This window comes from Auritidibacter sp. NML100628 (assembly GCF_003185985.1).
GTDB lineage: Bacteria > Actinomycetota > Actinomycetes > Actinomycetales > Micrococcaceae > Auritidibacter > Auritidibacter ignavus.
The window spans coordinates 78,771-92,929 of record NZ_QHLP01000003.1 but is presented as its reverse complement, the minus strand read 5'-3'; the positions used below and the strand labels follow the sequence as shown (position 1 = coordinate 92,929).

Sequence of the window (14,159 nt, the reverse complement as noted above, 5' to 3'; positions counted from 1 at the left end):
TCGCCTCACCTGGTCGTCTCATGGTCCTCCGCGCCCTGGGCAGTGTCGCTCTTTTGGTCATCGGCGATGGCCTGATGGTGCCAGATCACTTCGGAGACGATGAAGTTCAAAAACTTCTCGGCAAATGCCGGGTCCAGATCCGCGTCCTCAGCCAGCCGACGCAACCGGGCAATCTGGGCTTTTTCCCGCTCCGGATCAGAGGGTGGCAGATTATTCTCAGCTTTGAGTTTGCCGACCCGCTGGGTGCATTTGAACCGCTCGGCCAGTAAATAAACCAGAGCAGCATCGAAGTTATCGATACTGCCACGAATGGCCAGGAGTTGCTCGAGAACTGCGGGTTCGGCCAGCTCGTGAGGTGAGGCATGCTCGGATGTGCTCATATCACTCACTGTAGTCAACGTATCGCGGATCTGTCGCCGACAGGTTATACCCAAGCACCCATACGCTCGGCATTGACCGCACGGTGGATGGTGGTTTGTCCCACCACGCGGGTGCCTTGATACACCACCGCCGTCTGACCTGGGGCTACCCCGGAGATGGTCTCATCCAGTTCCATCTGCCATACCGTGGCTTCAGCGCCATCGACCTCATCGCTGGCGACGCGGACGCGTCCAGGCACCGGGTCAGCGTGAGCACGGACCTGCACCTGGCAGTCGAACCACTCACCGGTGGCCTCTTCGTCGAGCGGTTGTCCCGCCCAGGATGGCCGGATTCCGGTAATCCGGTCGATGTTGAGCATCGCGCGGGGACCAACCACAACCTCATTTTCTTTCGGCCGGACTTCAAGGACGAACCGTGGCTTGCCGTCCGGGGCCGGCGTGCCAATTCCCAGGCCTTTGCGCTGTCCAACCGTAAAGGCCTGCGCACCGCGATGCTGGCCTAGCGCAGTCCCAGCGGTGTCGACAATCTGCCCCGGACGCATCTCAATGTGCTCTTCGAGCCACTCGCGGGTATCACCTTCGGGAATGAAGCAGATGTCATAGGAGTCTGGTTTCTGCGCCACCGACAGTCCGCGGTCGGCGGCTTCAGCGCGCACCAACGACTTCGAGGGGGTATCCCCCAGGGGGAACAGACAGTGTTCGAGCTGTTCTGCGGTGAGCACACCGAGCACATATGACTGGTCCTTGGCATCGTCAGCGGCACGGTGTAGCTCCAGGTGGCCTTGGTCGTTTTCGATCACCTTGGCGTAGTGTCCGGTACACACCGCATCAAATCCCAGGGCGAGGGCCTTTTCTAACAGGGCAGCGAATTTGATGCGTTCATTGCACCGCATGCACGGGTTTGGGGTTCGTCCGGCGGCATATTCGGCGATGAAATCATCGACCACATCCTCTTTGAACCGCTCGGAAAAATCCCACGTGTAGTACGGAATACCCAGCTTCTCACAGGCACGCCAGGCGTCACGGGAGTCTTCAATCGTGCAACAACCGCGAGACCCCGTTCTGAGGGTGCCTGGCATTCTTGACAGTGCCAGGTGTACGCCGACCACCTCGTGACCGGCATCGACCGCCCGGGCAGCAGCGACTGAGGAGTCGACACCGCCACTCATGGCTGCAAGCACTTTCACGATTCTTGCCCTTTCTCTCCCGTGGTGGAATGGTGCGGATCTTACGTCTGGTGTGGCACCGGGCCTCTACCATAACAGCTCGATGTAACACCACCAGCACCCTACCTATTCCCGGTCAGCCCCGATGGGAGTTGGCGGTCACAATATGAGAATCCTGCCCGGCCATTCCGGCCCGCTGAGCGGAGGCGTAGACGCCCGGTAGGACGGAGAGCACGGCCTGAATATCAGCCTCGGTGGTGGTGTAGCCGAGCGAAAACCGCTGGGTTGAGCGTGCCATCTGCTCATCGGCTCCTGTGGCGGACACAACATGAGAGGGACGGGACACACCAGCGGTACAGGCCGAACCAGTCGAGGACTCAATGCCGGCCATATCCAGTCCAAACAGCAACGAGTCTCCCTCACAACCGGGGAAACAAAAATGCACGTTGCCGGGCAGACGACGAGTCCCCACCGGCACGTGCTGCCCGGTCTCCGGGTCCCGGTCCTGGTCACCTTGCAACTGTGCCTCTGGAATGGCCTGCTGGATTCCGGCGATCAACCGATCCCGAAGTCCGCTGAGTCGTTCGCGCTCGACCTGTTGGTTGGCGGTGGCAGCTTCGGCGGCTGCGGTGAAGGAAACGATCAGTGCCGAGGCCATGGTTCCGGAGCGGATATCGCGCTCTTGGCCCCCGCCAAAAAGTACTGGCGCTACCTGGGCGTCGCGACGCACCAGAAGCGCGCCGATACCGATGGGCGCCCCAATTTTGTGTCCGGAAATAGCCATGGTGGTCACCCCCGGGTGGTCGAAATGTAACTCCAGGGCACCAAACGCCTGCACCGCATCCACATGGAAGGGTAGCTCCGCGGCTGCGGTGGCCTCGGCCAATTCGGCAATCGGTTGGACGGTACCGATCTCGTTATTGGCATACATCATGGTTGCCAGCGCCAGCTGATCGGCATGCTGATCAATGGCGTCCTTCCATGCCTCGACCTCTACCCGGCCGGTGGCATCGACGGGGACTTGAATCAGCTCGGCGCCGTGGTGGGCCTCCAGGGCTTCGAGTGTGTCGATCACGGCGGCGTGCTCAATCCCGGTAAACAGAATCTGATGGCGTCGGGGATCTCGGCGGTGGCGAGCATGATAAAGGCCCTGCAGGCCCAGGTTGTCCGATTCGGTGCCGCCGGAAGTGTAGATGACCTCGGTGGGGTGAGCTCCCAACACGGCGGCCAGGCGGTCTCGGGCGTCTTCAACCCGAAGCTTGGTGCCACGCCCAGCGGTATGCAGTGACGAGGCATTGCCGATCCGTTGGGATTGATCCACAAACGCCTCGATCGCCTCGGGCCGGGTGGGCGAGGTGGCGGCATGGTCAAGGTAGACACGATCTGCGGAAGTATTCACAGCTCCAGTCTAAAACTCCTGGACCATCACCCTCGATTGCCGTGGTGTGCAACAGAGCAACCTAGCGGGATAGCGCACCGGGTTTCGGTATGATTCTCACCGTGTCAACCTCTGATTTCCCGAATTCCCCCAACCCTTATGAGGTACTCGGGGTGTGTGCTGACGCAAGTCAGGACGAAATTAAGGCCGGGTACCGCAAGGCGCAACGTCAGGCCCACCCGGATCTGGGCGGTGATCCGGCACAGTTCGACCTCGTCACCCGTGCCTGGGAACTGATCGGAACCGCCGAAGCCCGGGCAGAGTTTCACCGCGATGCCCGGACGCGCTCGCCACGGTCAGCGGGTTCCTCACGGGCCACAGGCACCTCGGCGACATCGTCCACCACGAGGCAACAGTCCTCCCGCCAGACCCCGAAACCGGTCACCGTCGTACCGTCTTTGGCTCAGGGGCCGGTGACGGTTCAGCTGGGAAAGACCAGCGTGATCGTCGATGCCACCCTGGTCGAATCCTCGGTGATCGGCCGTGTTCCTACCGGTTTATTTTCCTCTGGTCGCAGCGGTGCCTACGCGCAGGTCGCCAGCACCGTGGCCCCCTCGCTACGTCAAGCACTACCGGCGGCCCGCATCGTGCTGGGACTGAAAACCAAGGAACTCACCCGTCATTTGAAAAACCACCGTCGCGATAAAGCTAGGTCCTTGCTCGGAACAAACCCGCCCCCGTCGACGCAGATCCCCATGGTAGTGTTGTGCGGTTATCGGCTGGCCTGTGTGTGGCTGATGAAAGCATCGCCGGGAGTCTATCAGTGGGACGGGGAACGATTATTCGCCGAGAATCGACCGGTCTCTCTGCCAGGTGATGCCACCCGGTCCCCTTCTGCCCTGGCTGGGCTCGTCACCTTGTTCCCGGAATTGACCGTGGGTCATTTTGTCGCACTCATCCCATCGGATCAGCACCCGTTTGCCCCGGACGTCACCAGTACCGGGCCGCACCAGACTTCCTGCGGGCTCGAAGATGTGCCGGCAAATCTGAATAACACCATCCGGCATCTGAAAATGTTCCTCGGCGTCGACCACCAACACCATGTGCTCGATCGGAACCTGTTGGGATCGCTGGTGGCCATGTCGCCGTTCCCGAAAGACCGCTCCCATCCCGCGCGCTAGACAGCGACACCAGACTCCGTCGACATGACACAGTAGTCATGACTCCATAGGAAGAAGAAACACCCGCCATGTCCGCTCCCGACCGGCACGACACCAACCCGCACACCCAGGCCAGTCTGCATCCCGACACCGCCAACCCGGGATTCCGGATCGTATTCGAAGCCCCCGAAATTCCCGGTAATACCGGTAATGCCATCCGGTTAGCGGCCATTACCGGTGCCGAGTTGCACCTGATCGAACCACTGGGATTCAACTTCGCCGATGCCCATCTCCGCCGGGCAGGCCTGGATTACCACGACTTGGCGGTCGTCACGATCCATCCGGATGTGGACACCGCCTTCCACGCACTGGCCCCCGAGCGGGTCTTTGCCTTCACCTCCCACGCCACCTGTCTGTACACCGAGATTCAATACCGTCGCGGGGATGTCTTACTCTTTGGCAAAGAATCCACTGGACTGACCGAAACAACACTGCAACATCCTGGCATCACCGATCGGGTCCGGATCCCGATGCAGTCGGGACGACGCTCCCTGAATTTGGCCAATTCGGCCTCCATTGTCACCTATGAGGCCTGGCGCCAGTTCGGCTTCGCCGGTGGAGCCTAAACATCACGAATGAATTAAGGTTTCAGGGCGTGGCCTAGCGACGCAGGTGGCGAAATCTTTCTATGCTGGAATGACGATGCAGACTGAAACACCGGGTATTGCCCGACTCCTCCAGCTTTCCGGTGAAGGCGACCGTGCGGCCTTCGCAGCACTTTTTGATACCTCCGCACCCTCGGTTTATGGTTTTGCTCGCGCTCTGCTGACCACCCAAGAACAGGCCGGCGAAGCTACCGTCTCGGTGTTCACCACCTTATGGGAGCAAGCGCCCCACTTTAATCTCGATTTCACTCTGGACGCTAGCGATGAAACCGCCCGGAACCGTACTGCTGCCACCTGGATTATTTCACTCGCCCAGCGCACCTTCGCTGAGCTCATTTATGCCGGGCATTTCACCGAGATCAACGACGAAGCCGGGTTGCTCCCCCTGGCCGCCGAACTGCCGGAGTTGCACGGACTGTCTGAGGCCCAGTTGCGCGCGTTGACCATCATCTGGCTAGGAGCCCGCTCCTACCCGGAAGCAGCTCGGGAGCTAGGAGTGGGAGTTCCCACCCTAAAATCACGGTTACGCGATACCTGTTCGCGGTTGTCACAACGCTATATTGCAGCGGTCACCGGGGTCTCTGACACCACTCAAGATCCGATTCTGGCAAAACCGGTTACCCCGGAGGTCACCGCACGCACCGGCCAGAGTCCCACCTTTTCACAATCGATTACCACCGATTTGGAGTCTGGCCTGGTCGACGAATTGGCTGCTCTGGTGGCCACCAACTCAATCGATGAAGACGAGCGCATCGCCATTGATAGCCACGTTCACCGGCTGGGCCGGGAAAAAAAAGAACAGTGGCAACTACGCATCAGCCTTTTGCAACGCAGCCTAGCGTGGGGGTTCCGCCGACTGACTACCGAACCGGAGTCTTGGATGCTCGATCAGCTACTGGAATCCTTGCCAGAGCAGAATCTTGGGGTCGGCTTCGTCGAGCAGTTTGATACGCACGAACCCGAACCTGAGCCGGCCAGCGGTACTAAGCGTAAAATCATCTGGGCGGTGGTCATTGCCCTCTTGCTGGCTGCCGTCATTGCCATCTCGACGCTTCTGGCCTCCAGCGACGATATCGTTTCCACCGTCGATGACGCCCACGATACCCAGCTGACCTCGCCTCAAGATCTCAACGCCGGCGGTACCGTGCAAGCCCACCTCTCCCGGGATGAAGACGTGGCATACCTGTCCTTCTCCTCGGTGCCAGATCTGGGAGCTGACCAAACCTATCAGGTCTGGCTCTTTGCATCTGCCGGCGACTCTCCCTCTTCGCTCGGCCAGTACGATGCCACCCAAATGGAAGACCGCCATGTCCAATTCCGTGGGGTCAACGGCTACGAGCAGCTCTGGGTCACCATTGAGCCTGAGAACGGCTCAGACTACCCCACCACCGAGCCACTGGTCCAGATCGATTTGCATTAGTAGTCGCTAAAAGCCAGCGAAGGTCAGCTCCCCATTGACGGTCACCAGGTGAAAGAGTTCAGCGGCTCGCGACGGACTTGGGTGATTTGCCTGGAGTTGGTCGGCGACCCGCTGATGCATCCACTCCGGATCCGGATGCTGTGATGCGTGGCAGTCCAAGGCCGCCAATTTTTGCCCCACAAAATCGGTGACATCCATGCGCACGGTATGTCGTGTAGCGGGTGCACCGTAGAGCATGAGATAACGGATCTTGACCGTGTCCCACCCCTGCTGAGCCAAACGCGGAAATGCGAAGGGGTTTTCGACCGCCGGATAGATGGCACGAGTGACCGCTTCTCCGGTGGCCAGATGATCCGGATGAGACTTCTGCAGGGACGACCAGTCGCGCTCCGGGTGCGGGGCCAGCACCAGATCCGGTCTCATCTCACGCATCAGATGCACCAGATCTTCTTCCAGGTCCGGGCCCGGGACCACTGCCCCGTCCCGATACCCTAAATAGTCCACCGTGCTGACCCCGATCGTCTCGGCAGCCACTCGTTGTTCGTGTTGGCGTTGAGTTGCCAGGGCACTGCGTTCCTGGTCGTGGAAGCCCCCGGCGTCGCCGTCGGTGACAATCCCATAACGAACCTGGACCCCGCAGGCTACCAAACCCGCTAGGGTTCCGGCTGCCCCGAAATCCAGGTCGTCGGGATGAGCTCCAATGGCCAACACCGATCTAATCGTGTGCTGTTGCACGAACGTGGCGGGATCAAGTGTCAACAAATCTGCGCTCACAGTGGCCTGTCTTCTACTCGTGTGTTCCGGTGCGCCGTCTCAGCGCAGATCTCAGACTAGCTTAGTTGCCCAGCTGGGATTCATCACCGAGGGTCACCTGAACTTCTTGCTGTTCGCCGTCACGGGTAACACCCAAGGTAATTTCCGACCCGGCGGCGTGCTCACGAACCGTGGCAGTCAGCGCCTGAGAATCCGCGGTGGGTTTACCGTCGGCGGAGGTAATGACATCACCTTCTTGAATACCGGCTTCATCGGCCGGCGATCCGTCGGCGACATCCACCACGCGAGCGCCAGCGGCGAAGGCTCCCCCACCGCCAGATCCGGGGGCCAACGGACCGGCGGATTCTGACCCGTCGGTGCGTGCAGCCTCAGGGGTGACCGACACACCGAGGGCACCGTGAGTGGCTTCACCGTTTTCGATCAGTTCACCGGCCACACGCTGGGCGTAATCGACCGGAATAGCAAAGCCCAAACCGATATTGCCTTGTTCACCACCGGATGAGCCACCGGCCGAGGCGATGGCGACGTTAATACCGATCAACCGTCCTTGAGAATCCACCAGCGCGCCACCGGAGTTACCCGGGTTAATGGCAGCATCGGACTGAATCACGTTGATGTGGATGACGCCCGAGGACTGCGACTGTTCTTGCTGTCCAGGAAAATGGAACTCGAACAGCCCATCGTCGTCACCTCCGGATCCCGGCCCACTGTCTGGTTCCGGAGCCGCCGAAGACTGGACCGCGATGGTGCGATCCATTTGGGAGACGATACCATCAGTGACGGTCCCCGAAAGACCCAGCGGAGCACCGATCGCGATGGTTTGATCTCCGACGTTGAGATCGGAGGAGGATCCCATCTCAATCGGCGTGAGTCCCTCAGCATCGATCTTGATGACAGCCAGGTCGCTGAGCGGGTCGGTGCCCACGACTTCTGCGGTGTAAACACGGGAGTCTGCGGTTTGCACACTGAGCTCGGCATCACCGGTGGCACCCCCGAGGGTGACCACGTGGGTATTGGTCAGAATATGGCCTTGATCATCCAATATCACCCCGGAGCCACTCCCCGACCCGGAGGAAGACGACGCCGAAATCGTCACCACCGAAGGCGATGCCGTCGCTGCCGCGTCCGTGACCAGAGTGGTGTTTTCTTCACGGTTGACCCCGCCGGTGTTCCCGGAGCGATCCCCGCTGCGGTCCTCAGCGCTAAACACGCCTGAGGAATCATCGTTGAGCGCAGAAAACCCGTACAGTGCGCCTGCGCCGATCCCGCCGCCGAGTAAGCCGGCCAGTAACGCAATGGTCAGCACTGCCGGCAAACCGAAACTTTTTTTGTGCTGTTGCTCGGGCGCGTCGTGACCGTGTTGAGCTGAGCCAGTCTGGTCGGATGGGCCAAGCGCCGAAGCCCCGTCGAGGGGTGCAGTCGCATACGGTAGCTGTCCCGGGGACTGAGCGTTCTGCTCAGCACCAGCCGGTGGAAAGACCGGGCCGGTGGATTCATCGGCCTCGGATGGCGTGGCCGGGGCACCCGCAGGTCGTTGCGACGGAAACGGTGGCATGTTGCCACCAGGCTGGGAGGAACTGTTTTCCGGGTTCTGAGAGTTATTCAGATTGCCAGACTCGCTCATGGGTTGTTGATGTCCTTCCATTTCAGGGCCTTGACTCAGGTGAGCTGGAGATCATTCTCCCCTACGTCTCTGGAGGTTCTGAGAGTAGCAACTGGACGTTAGCTGGATGCTGTCTCGATACCGTGGAGCGTGCACTTTAACAGCGCTACCCCGTACACTCTAAAGGGTCACCAGTCCACCCTGATGTCACAGTAGGCCAGGTGACGTCAGGTAACCTGTCCGGTCCGAAGGAGTGAGTAATGTGACTCCAGTAATGCCCCTGGCTTCCTTCACCGTGTCGATGTTTAGCCTGATCGTTGTGGCGGTATTTCTGATCGTCGTGGTGGGAGGCTTGGTGCGAATCCTTCGCCGCCCGAAATTGTGGTCGGATCAACGTTTCGGCCAGGCTAGATCCGGCCAGCGGTCGCATGAGCGCACTCGCCCAGAGAGTAAAGCTCGGATCCCACTAGACGACCTTTTTCAGCAGGCCAATCTCGAGCTACTCGAGGCCGATCACAATATCCATCGTGCTGAAGAAGAGGTCGGTTTCGCGATGGCTTCCTATGGTGAAGAGGCGGTCGAGGAATTCCATCTGAAGGTCCAACAGGCCAAAGAATCACTCTTGCAAGCGTTTCGGACCAGTCAACAGGTGGAACATCAGCTCACGGAGATGCCAGAGCACCAAGCCCGTCAGCAACTCGAAGAAGTTCTGGCCACCGCCAACCGAGTTGATGAGGTCTTGGAACAGCAAGAGGCGTTCTTCGACAAGTTGCGGGGTCTAGAGGATTCTGCCGAAGAGGGGCTACGCAAGCTCCGCTACGAGGCCGACGATATTGACCTGAAGATTGAACCAGGGCGCCTGGTATTAGAGCGACTGACCGAGCAGTATCAGGGGCCGAGTTTAGAAGAGGTCTCCAATAATCATCGTCATCTCATCAGCGGGATCGCTGAACTGCGTGGCACGATCGATCAGGCCGCCGAATTGTTGAACGCCGGGGATCGGTCTCAAGCAACACTGGCTATTCGGCAGGGCTGGGACCGTGCCGTGAATCTCCGTTCGCTTGCCGAAGGGATCCTGCACAAAGAGGTCCAACTTTCCACCGCGGTGGAGAATCTCAACGCCGGACTTGTCGACTCAGAACAAGATATCTTGGCTGCTGAGGCGCTGATGGAGCAGGGCGACTACAGCAATTTGCGCCCCCCGACGACAGACCTACGTCAGGCGATCGATGAAGTGAAAGCTGGGCTCCAGCAGGACAAGATCGATCCGGAGAAGCTCTTGGACCGGTTGTCCCAGGCCCACCAGCGGCTCGCTGAGCGACTCGAGCTTATCCAGAACTACCACGATAAACTGGCCCGCGCCCGGACCGCGCTGGGTAAAGAGTTGCAACAAGCTCGAGCCAAAGTGCGCGGTAGCTCTGACTACATTGGCAGGCGTGGTCGATATATCGGCTATAGCGCTCGTGCCAAATTCAATGAAGCCCAGTCCGCACTCCAAACCGCCGAGCAACGGGCCGAGACAGATCCCATCGATGCCTTGAACAACGCCCGCCGCGCTTCTCAATTAGCTGATCAGGCCGCCGAGATCGCTCACCACGAGCCCGATGATGGCTTCGGTCCTAGGTACCCGATCGGGATGGGGCGCACGAGATGGGACCGAAGCTCCACCGGGTCTATCAGCCGTGGCATCCCCTTCCCCATGAAACATCGGGCGGGTTCACGGAGTCGTCGAGCGTCGCGACGTCGTCGCTAGGCTGAGGCCCTCAGCTAAACCACGAGATTGGTTCTGGTCCTTTGTCGTCTGGCTTCGTAGAGTTAAAGCAATCATCAATATCGTATCCCTGACCCCGATACCCTAGAGAGGTTTCCTGTGGCACAGCAATCAATTTTCGGCCGTATCGCGACCCTAGCGAAGGCTAACATCAATGCGTTACTCGACCGAGCAGAGGACCCGCAAAAGATGTTGGACCAGATGGTGCGTGACTACACCGCCTCCATTAAAGAAGCTGAAGCCGCCGTGGCCCAGACCATCGGCAACCTGCGGATGCTGGAAGATGACCACCGGGAAGAGATTGAGCAGGCAAAATCCTGGGGACAGAAGGCACTGGCTGCCTCGCAACGAGCTGATCAGTTCCGTCAAGACAGCGATGGCTCCTCAGCGGATAAATTCGATGACCTCGCCAAGATCGCTCTGGAACGTCAGATGCACGCTGAGAAAGCGGCCAAACGCTCGGAGCCGGCTATTGAGTCTCAGCGTGAAGTCGTTGATCGGCTCAAGTCCGGTCTGCAGCAGATGAATAAGAAGCTCAGCGAGATCACCTCCAAGCGTGATGAGCTGGTGGCTCGTGCGAAGTCGGCGCAGGCCCAGTCCAAGGTCCAGGAAGCCATTGGTTCGCTGAGCTCCTATGATGCCACCAGTGAGGTGGATCGCTTCGAAGAGAAGATCCGGCGCGAAGAAGCCCGCGTACGAGGCATGGAGGAACTGAATTCCTCCAGTCTGGACGCCCAGTTTGAAGCCTTGGAGGATTTAGGTGAGAAGAGCGAGGTGGAAGCCCGGCTGGCAGCGTTGAAGGCCGGTCAGTCCTCCAATGGTTCTCAGGCGTTGCAGGGTGGGGAATCCGAAGAGGAACTCTTCGCTCAGTTGGAATACACCCCGGACTCAGAGACGAAGAACGCCTAAGGTTCTCTTATCTGATCTCATCCTTTTCTCACGCTTCGGCCCCGAGAACAGCGCTGGTACTGTTCTCGGGGCCGTGGCGTGGCGAGCTCAGGAACTGAGCCCGACTCCGAAGCACGCCTGGGTCGTGCTCTTAAACCGTGGCAGCAGTGCTGGATTCGACACTGCGTGCTGTGGGCTTACGAGAGGCCAGCAATCGGCCCAGTAGTCCATGGTGTGGAGCCACGAGCCACAGCAAGAGGAAGACGGCGGTGGCCACCAAGACGATCGTTCCCCCGGTAGGCAAATCGGCGGCCCAGGACAGATAGAGTCCCAGAAAGGCACAGACTGCCCCGATCACCGGGGAAAGCACCATCATCACCACGAGACGGTCGGTCACCAGTCGTGAGCTGGCGGCCGGGATCACGAGCAGAGCGACCACGAGAATATTGCCGATCACCTGGACTGAGACCACCACAGCAACCGAGACCAGCACATAGAGAATCACGTCGAGTACCAGCACAGGCAAGCCTGCTGCCGCAGCCATTTCCCGGTCTAGGGATACCGCGACCAATTCTTTATGCAAGAGGAATAGGGTACCCAGAATCAGCACGGCGGCTCCGGCGACCACGTAGATATCAGAAGTCGGGATACCGGTAATCGAGCCAAAGAGGAATGATTCCAGGGAGCCCGAGTACGCCGGTGAGAACGAGATGATCACAATCCCCAGGGCGAAAGCGGCCACGAAAAAGATACCGATCACCGAATCTTCTTTCAACCGCCGGTTCTGTGAGAACACGGCCACCAGGATCGCGGTGATCACCGCAGCGATCATGCCTCCCAAGACCAGTGATCCCTGCAGGATAAAGGCGATGGCCAGTCCGGGGAACACCGAGTGAGCCACGGCGTGCCCGATAAAGACCATGCCACGTAACACCACGTAGTTCCCGACAATCCCACAGACCAGCGCGGAGAGAACCGCGACGAGTAGGGCTTTGGGAAGAAATGACAACAGGGGGTTGGTGAGGTCCTGTAGAAACTCCGGAAAGCTGAGAAAGTCCATATGATGAAGGGTCCTTCAAGACGGTGTGCTACACGGCAAAACGGGCAGAGGCCTCGGAGTTGAGGCCGAGGGCTTGCAGCAATTGCGAATTCTCGCTGAACCCGAACGTGCAGCGCCAGATGTTCTCATCCCTGAGCTGTGCCGGAGTACCCGAGGCGGTCACCGTGCGGTTAATCAGGTAGAGACGATCAAACGTATGCAATGCGCTCGCGAGGTCGTGGGTGGTCATCAACAACGCTCTGCCTTCTTGGGCGAGCTCGCTAAACAAGTCCAGGAGGAGTTCCTGAGTGGGGATGTCCAGGCCGGTGAAGGGCTCATCCAATAACAACAGCTCGGGTTCCAGCGCGAGAGCTCTGGCCACTAGCACGCGCTGTCGTTGACCGCCCGAGAGCGCTCCGACGGGGCGGTGGGCCAGATCGCTAAGATCAACCCGGGCGATAGCCCGGTTGACCGCCCGAAAATCGTTGACTGTGGGGCGTTTGAACCACCCGATGGTCCCGACTCGTCCGGACAGCACCACGTCCTGAATGCTCAGCGGGAAGTCCCAGGAAAATTCATGACGTTGTGGCACATACCCCACCCGGTTGCGCAGTGTCGTGTTGCCGTGTGAGTCGGTGTAGTTCACCTGCCCTTGGCGTGTGGGAACCAGGCCGAGGATCGAGCGCATCAGGGTGGTCTTACCGGCCCCGTTGGGGCCAATGAGACCGACCTGCTCCCCGCCCTCGACACGCATCGAGATGTTGTTCAACACCGAACGTGAACCGAGATCCACCCAAAGATTCTCGACGGTGAGTCGCGTTGCGTCAGCCTTCTGTTTTGCCTCGGTCATGCCTCAGCGTCCTGTCGCTCAGCCTGGCGCCGTGCCCGGGAGGTGCGAACGACGGTGAGGATGATGGTTACGATCAGCACCAACACCACCACGCCAACCACGATGGCAATAAGTGTGGTCTGATCACCCTTACCCTCCTCGGAGGCATGAGCGCCGGCGGCAGTCTCCCCATCGGCTTCGGACTGTTCTGCTGCCTGCTGACCCTCACCGTCAGATGTGGTCGCTGGCTGGGCATCAAAGGCCTCTTGGGGATTGGTCTGACTGCCGACAGCGAAGCGCAACGTTCCTGCGGTGGTCACGGTCTCTCCGTCGGTTAAGGGGACGTCAATCTCAGCGTGCAACAGGTAGACGCCGGGCTCAGTGAAGACCCAGTTGGCATGCACGTGGGTATTGGTATCGGCCCAGATCTCTTGTTCTTCCTCGCCAATCGTGGTGGAGTCCCATAGCTTCTGCGGTGGATCGAAATTACCGTTCTGCAGGAACAAGACGAAATCCCCGGGACCCTCCACACCGGTCAGTCGCAAGGTCATGCCACGGGCCATCTGTGCCACGGCCGCCGGATCTTGGGTGTTCCAGCCCAGCCAGGGCACCTGGTGGTTCTCGGTTTGAGGAATCAGGTATACATCTTGGCCGGGCTCTGCGGGGACGAAGCTATAGTTCTCGTCCTCGGGCGCCGGTTGCCTTGCGTCGTCTGGGAGGTGATAGACGATATCGTCGAAGTACCGCCAGGTGGCCGGTTGGGCGGTATCGTCACGGGCCATCAACTGCCACTGCCCATCGATCACCCGGGGGCCGACGTCCACGTGGCCGGAGGTGATGACGGTTTGGTCCTCGCCAATATTTTCATCGGCGTCCACATGCTGTTCCAACGCCGCATCTTCGGTGGCCCCATGCGCCGGGACAGCCGGTACTGCACCGAAAGACACCAGGGTGCACAATCCCAGCACCACTGTCGCCAGGGATCGGCTGATGCCACGGACCGCGTGGAGGGCATGAGAAAAAGTGAGGTTCCCGTCGTGCGGGCTAGCAGGGGTCGGAAGGGTTATCACTGGTCGTGTTCTTTCG

The 14,159-nt window shown here is 59.7% G+C and carries 13 protein-coding genes; 5 read left to right on the top strand and 8 right to left on the bottom strand.

What is annotated here, in order from left to right; translation table 11 throughout:
* Positions 1-5: 5 nt before the first annotated feature.
* The 3 genes from DCC24_RS03785 to DCC24_RS03775 all read right to left on the bottom strand — a co-directional run bounded on the left by DCC24_RS03785 (position 6) and on the right by DCC24_RS03775 (position 2,945).
* A complete protein-coding gene (locus DCC24_RS03785; RefSeq protein ID WP_110098594.1) occupies positions 6-380 on the bottom strand; it encodes a chorismate mutase in 375 nt (124 codons plus the stop codon).
* Between the two features lie 44 nt (positions 381-424).
* Positions 425-1,567 carry a tRNA 2-thiouridine(34) synthase MnmA gene (gene mnmA / locus DCC24_RS03780; protein ID WP_110098593.1) on the bottom strand — a complete coding sequence of 381 codons (1,143 nt, stop codon included), beginning with the start codon at positions 1,565-1,567 and terminating at the stop codon, positions 425-427.
* A 115-nt stretch (positions 1,568-1,682) separates the two neighbouring features.
* Positions 1,683-2,945: a cysteine desulfurase family protein gene (locus DCC24_RS03775; protein WP_110098592.1), complete on the bottom strand. Its 1,263-nt coding sequence runs from the start codon at positions 2,943-2,945 to the stop codon at positions 1,683-1,685.
* A gap of 101 nt (positions 2,946-3,046) precedes the next feature.
* Here DCC24_RS03775 and DCC24_RS03770 point away from each other — a divergent pair, with 101 nt between their 5' ends.
* The 3 genes from DCC24_RS03770 (at position 3,047) to DCC24_RS03760 (ending at position 6,169) form a co-directional block, all read left to right on the top strand.
* Entirely contained in the window at positions 3,047-4,105 is a 1,059-nt protein-coding gene (locus DCC24_RS03770; protein ID WP_158524588.1) for a J domain-containing protein, read from the top strand.
* Positions 4,106-4,173: 68 nt separating this feature from the next.
* The gene (locus DCC24_RS03765; protein ID WP_110098590.1) at positions 4,174-4,710 is read left to right on the top strand and encodes a tRNA (cytidine(34)-2'-O)-methyltransferase; all 537 of its coding nucleotides are present in this window, start codon (positions 4,174-4,176) and stop codon (positions 4,708-4,710) included.
* Between the two features lie 76 nt (positions 4,711-4,786).
* Positions 4,787-6,169, top strand: a complete 1,383-nt coding sequence (locus tag DCC24_RS03760) for an anti-sigma factor domain-containing protein (RefSeq protein ID WP_158524587.1) — start codon at positions 4,787-4,789, stop codon at positions 6,167-6,169.
* A 6-nt stretch (positions 6,170-6,175) separates the two neighbouring features.
* On the opposite strand, the gene DCC24_RS03755 is transcribed toward DCC24_RS03760, so the two are convergent.
* Together DCC24_RS03755 and DCC24_RS03750 are read right to left on the bottom strand one after the other, a co-directional pair.
* Positions 6,176-6,943, bottom strand: a complete 768-nt coding sequence (locus DCC24_RS03755; RefSeq protein WP_233491969.1) for a PIG-L deacetylase family protein — start codon at positions 6,941-6,943, stop codon at positions 6,176-6,178.
* A 61-nt stretch (positions 6,944-7,004) separates the two neighbouring features.
* Positions 7,005-8,567 (bottom strand): S1C family serine protease, encoded by a 1,563-nt coding sequence (locus DCC24_RS03750; RefSeq protein ID WP_110098588.1) that lies wholly within the window; start codon positions 8,565-8,567, stop codon positions 7,005-7,007.
* Between the two features lie 241 nt (positions 8,568-8,808).
* Here DCC24_RS03750 and DCC24_RS03745 point away from each other — a divergent pair, with 241 nt between their 5' ends.
* A complete protein-coding gene (locus DCC24_RS03745; RefSeq protein ID WP_146206273.1) occupies positions 8,809-10,299 on the top strand; it encodes a hypothetical protein in 1,491 nt (496 codons plus the stop codon).
* A gap of 117 nt (positions 10,300-10,416) precedes the next feature.
* Entirely contained in the window at positions 10,417-11,226 is an 810-nt protein-coding gene (locus DCC24_RS03740; protein ID WP_110098586.1) for a PspA/IM30 family protein, read from the top strand.
* Positions 11,227-11,356: 130 nt separating this feature from the next.
* Here DCC24_RS03740 and DCC24_RS03735 read toward each other — a convergent pair whose 3' ends face one another.
* Genes DCC24_RS03735 through DCC24_RS03725 form a run of 3 tightly spaced genes read right to left on the bottom strand, consistent with a single transcriptional unit; the run spans position 11,357 to position 14,143 of the window.
* Entirely contained in the window at positions 11,357-12,265 is a 909-nt protein-coding gene (locus DCC24_RS03735) for an anchored repeat-type ABC transporter permease subunit (protein WP_110098585.1), read from the bottom strand.
* Between the two features lie 28 nt (positions 12,266-12,293).
* Positions 12,294-13,094 carry an anchored repeat-type ABC transporter ATP-binding subunit gene (locus DCC24_RS03730; protein ID WP_110098584.1) on the bottom strand — a complete coding sequence of 267 codons (801 nt, stop codon included), beginning with the start codon at positions 13,092-13,094 and terminating at the stop codon, positions 12,294-12,296.
* Positions 13,091-14,143, bottom strand: coding sequence for a choice-of-anchor M domain-containing protein (locus DCC24_RS03725; protein WP_110098583.1), 1,053 nt, complete (start codon positions 14,141-14,143; stop codon positions 13,091-13,093). The genes DCC24_RS03730 and DCC24_RS03725 overlap by 4 nt, the downstream gene beginning before the upstream one ends.
* Positions 14,144-14,159: the final 16 nt, after the last annotated feature.

Coding starts and splice junctions, on each gene's coding strand:
- DCC24_RS03750 (WP_110098588.1), bottom strand. CDS start 8,567: ATGAGCGAGTCTGGCAATCTGAATAACTCTCAGAACCCGGAAAACAGT.
- DCC24_RS03765 (WP_110098590.1), top strand. CDS start 4,174: ATGTCCGCTCCCGACCGGCACGACACCAACCCGCACACCCAGGCCAGT.
- DCC24_RS03760 (WP_158524587.1), top strand. CDS start 4,787: ATGCAGACTGAAACACCGGGTATTGCCCGACTCCTCCAGCTTTCCGGT.
- DCC24_RS03730 (WP_110098584.1), bottom strand. CDS start 13,094: ATGACCGAGGCAAAACAGAAGGCTGACGCAACGCGACTCACCGTCGAG.
- DCC24_RS03785 (WP_110098594.1), bottom strand. CDS start 380: ATGAGCACATCCGAGCATGCCTCACCTCACGAGCTGGCCGAACCCGCA.
- DCC24_RS03735 (WP_110098585.1), bottom strand. CDS start 12,265: ATGGACTTTCTCAGCTTTCCGGAGTTTCTACAGGACCTCACCAACCCC.